The following is a 3487-nucleotide window of genomic DNA, read 5'->3' as shown; positions in this document are numbered from 1 at the left end:
ATATCGCTCAGAACATTGGGACTAAGTTGGACAAAACGGTTGCTATTTTTTCACTTGAAATGGGTGCGGAAAGTCTAGTCGATCGTATGTTGGCGGCAGAAGGTTTGGTGGAATCCCATTCTATCCGTACAGGTCAATTGACCGATGAGGAGTGGCAAAAGTATACCATTGCTCAAGGGAATCTAGCTAATGCAAGTATCTATATCGATGATACGCCAGGAATTCGGATTACAGAGATTCGTTCTCGTTCACGTAAATTGGCTCAAGAAACTGGAAATCTTGGTTTGATTTTGATAGACTATTTGCAGCTTATCACGGGAACTGGTCGAGAAAATCGTCAACAAGAGGTTTCAGAAATTTCACGTCAGTTGAAAATTTTAGCTAAGGAACTGAAAGTTCCAGTAATCGCTCTAAGTCAGCTTTCTCGTGGTGTAGAACAACGTCAGGATAAAAGACCGGTCTTGTCTGATATTCGTGAATCTGGGTCTATTGAGCAGGACGCTGATATCGTGGCCTTTCTGTATCGCGACGACTACTATGAGCGTGGTGGTGAAGAAGAGGAAGGCATACCAAATAATAAGGTAGAAGTTATTATCGAGAAAAACCGTAGTGGAGCTCGTGGAACGGTGGAATTGATTTTCCAAAAAGAATATAATAAATTTTCAAGTATCTCAAAGAGGGAGGCATAAGATGTCAGATGCATTTACAGATGTAGCTAAGATGAAAAAAATCAAAGAAGAAATCAAGGCACATGAGGGACAAGTCGTAGAAATGACTTTGGAGAATGGTCGTAAGCGCCAAAAAAATAGATTGGGTAAGCTAATTGAGGTTTATCCATCCCTATTTATCGTTGAATTTGGGAACGTTGAAGGAGATAAACAAGCTAATGTTTACGTTGAATCCTTTACTTACTCAGATATCCTTACAGAAAAGAATTTGATTCATTATCTTGACTAAAGTGAGAAATTTTCTCACTTTTTCTTTTTTCTCCGAATAGTTTAAGTGAAGGTAATCTTCGATTTATATTATTTTTCAAGGAGGAAGAATGAAAATTTTACCGTGTATAGCAAGAGGGACAAGTTATTGTTTGAAGATGTCAGTTAAAAAGGTTGTTCCTTTTTTAGTAGTAGGATTGATGCTAGCAGCGGGTGATAATGTCTATGCCTATTCTGGAGCGAATGGATCGATTGCGCGAGGGGATGATTATCCTGTTTATTATAAAAATGGGAGCCAGGAGATTGATCAGTGGCGCATGTATTCTCGTCAGTGTACTTCTTTTGCAGCTTTCCGTTTGAGTAATGTCAATGGTTTTGAGATTCCGGCAGCTTATGGAAATGCGAATGAATGGGGATATCGTGCTCGTCGTGAAGGATATCGTGTAGACAATACACCAGCTATTGGCTCCATTGCTTGGTCTACTGCAGGAACTTATGGTCATGTTGCCTGGGTGTCAAATGTAGTGGGAGATGAGATTGAGATTGAAGAATACAACTATGGAATAAGGGAATCTTATAATAAGCGTGTCGTGAAGACCAATACTATGACCGGTTTTATTCATTTTAAAGATTTGGCTGGTGGCAGTATTGGAAATAGTCAATCCTCAGCTTCAACAGGGGGAACACATTATTTTAAGGCTAAGGCTGCTATCAAAAATCAGCCTCTAGCTAGCGTAACTGCGATTGATTACTATTATCCTGGGGAGAATGTTCATTATGATCAAATTCTCGAAAAAGATGGATACAAGTGGTTGAGTTATACGGCTTATAATGGAAGTCGTCGCTATATCCAGCTAGAGGGGGTGACTTCTTCACAGAATTATCAGAATCAATCAGGAAATAGCCTTAGCTATGGCTCCAATAGTAGTTCAACTGTTGGTTGGAAGAAAATAAATGGTAGTTGGTATCATTTCAAGTCAAATGGCTCTAAATCAACAGACTGGTTGAAGGATGGTTCTAGCTGGTATTATTTGAAATCATCTGGTGAAATGCAGACAGGATGGCTAAAGGAAAATGGAGTGTGGTATTATCTGGATAGTTCAGGAGCAATGAAAACAGGATGGTATCAAGTCTCTGGTAAGTGGTATTATTCTTACTCTTCAGGCGCCTTAGCTGTTAATACGACGGTAGATGGCCACAGAGTAAATAGTAATGGAGAACGAGTATAGAAAATTGAGTCTGGGACAATAGTCTCTTATCTCCAAAAAAAGCAACGGCAAATCCGTTGCTTTTTTGCATGGTTGCGATAGTCTTGGTAAAATAGAATTGCCCAATAAACCATTTAGAAAGGCTATCCCATGCATATTCACTATAACACAAATCAAACAACTTTACCACTAGAAATCAGTTCTTTATTGCCACAAGACCATCTCGTCTTTACTATTGAAAAAGTGGTGAATACCTTGGAAGATAGTCACTTCCATGCCTTCTATCATGCCTTTGGTCGCCCGTCTTATCACCCTAAAATGCTTGTATCTGCTCTTCTATTTGCCTATTCACAAGGGATTTTCTCTGGTCGAAAAATTGAAAAAATGATGGTTGAAAATCTGGCTATGCAATATCTAACAGGGCAGTTGCTTGTCAGCTATCGCACCATCAATCGTTTTCGAGTCGCTGAAGGGATGGAAGAACTCATTCGTAATCTTTTCATCGACCTCAATCTTCGTTTAAAAATGGAAGAGTTAGTGACTTTAGATTGCTTGTTCATTGACGGGACTAAGATTGAAGCTAATGCCAACAAGTATAGTTTCGTGTGGAAGAAAGCGACAGAGAAATTCTCCGCCAAACTTCAAGAACAGATACAGGTCTATTTTCAAGAAGAAATCACTCCCCTTATCCATCAGGCTATCGAACTGGATACACAAGAGCCTATCTCCTATGCCATGTTTGACAAGGAACAGAAGAAAGGGTATACACAGTCAGCTAGAAACTTAGCAAATTGGCACTATAATGACAAGGAGGATAGCTACACACATCCTGATGGCTGGTGCTATCGTTTTCACCATATTAAACAACAGAAAACACAGACGGACTTTCAACAGGAAATCAAGGTTTACTACGCTGATGAACCTGAATCAGCTCCTCAAAAGGGACTCTATATGAACGAACGCTATCAAAACTTGAAAGCTAAAGAATGTCAGGCGCTTTTATCTCCCCAAGGTAGACAGATTTTCGCTCAACGCAAGATTGATGTGGAACCTGTCTTTGGGCAGATAAAGGCTTGTTTGGGTTACAAGAGATGTAATCTGAGAGGTAAGCGTCAAGTGAGAATTGACATGGGATTGGTACTTATGGCCAATAACCTCCTAAAATACAATAAGAGAACGACTCAAAATTAAAAAGCTAGAGTTCCGCAATTGGAAATCTCTAGCTTTTTTGTGGTTGAGAACTATTTTGTCTCAGGCTCTTTTAGTTTTTTGAATATATAAACACTATAGCTAAATTCCCAAACTAAGTTCCACCGCTAGTAGAAGTGGAAGTTAGTCTGATAA

5 protein-coding genes are annotated in these 3487 nt (G+C 39.4%); 4 read left to right on the top strand and 1 reads right to left on the bottom strand.

What is annotated here, in order from left to right; genetic code table 11:
- The 3 genes from RWM06_RS09565 to cbpD all read left to right on the top strand — a co-directional run.
- The coding region (locus RWM06_RS09565; protein WP_313970945.1) for a DnaB-like helicase C-terminal domain-containing protein at nt 1-689 on the top strand (689 nt) is incomplete at its 5' end.
- Nucleotide 690: 1 nt separating this feature from the next.
- Nucleotides 691-957, top strand: coding sequence for a Veg family protein (locus RWM06_RS09560; protein WP_001278169.1), 267 nt, complete (start codon nt 691-693; stop codon nt 955-957).
- Nucleotides 958-1045: 88 nt separating this feature from the next.
- Entirely contained in the window at nt 1046-2164 is a 1119-nt protein-coding gene (cbpD, locus tag RWM06_RS09555) for a choline binding-anchored murein hydrolase CbpD (protein ID WP_313970944.1), read from the top strand.
- Here cbpD and RWM06_RS09550 read toward each other — a convergent pair.
- Nucleotides 2112-2333, bottom strand: a complete 222-nt coding sequence (locus RWM06_RS09550) for a hypothetical protein (protein ID WP_313970943.1) — start codon at nt 2331-2333, stop codon at nt 2112-2114. The two genes, cbpD and RWM06_RS09550, sit on opposite strands and share 53 nt — an antisense overlap.
- On the opposite strand from RWM06_RS09550, the gene RWM06_RS09545 reads away from it, so the two are divergent.
- Nucleotides 2294-3334, top strand: coding sequence for a transposase (locus RWM06_RS09545; protein WP_313970942.1), 1041 nt, complete (start codon nt 2294-2296; stop codon nt 3332-3334). The genes RWM06_RS09550 and RWM06_RS09545 overlap by 40 nt on opposite strands.
- Nucleotides 3335-3487 lie beyond the last annotated feature (153 nt).

Origin of the sequence: uncultured Streptococcus sp., from assembly GCF_963516575.1 — a bacterium.
GTDB lineage: Bacteria > Bacillota > Bacilli > Lactobacillales > Streptococcaceae > Streptococcus.
Note: the sequence above shows the minus strand (reverse complement) of the source record. Positions and strands in the feature narration are given on the sequence as shown.

Bases quoted from the DNA above. Each gene is read 5' to 3' on its own strand.
- RWM06_RS09545 (WP_313970942.1), top strand. From the start codon at position 2,294: ATGCATATTCACTATAACACAAATCAAACAACTTTACCACTAGAAATC.
- RWM06_RS09560 (WP_001278169.1), top strand. From the start codon at position 691: ATGTCAGATGCATTTACAGATGTAGCTAAGATGAAAAAAATCAAAGAA.
- cbpD (WP_313970944.1), top strand. From the start codon at position 1,046: ATGAAAATTTTACCGTGTATAGCAAGAGGGACAAGTTATTGTTTGAAG.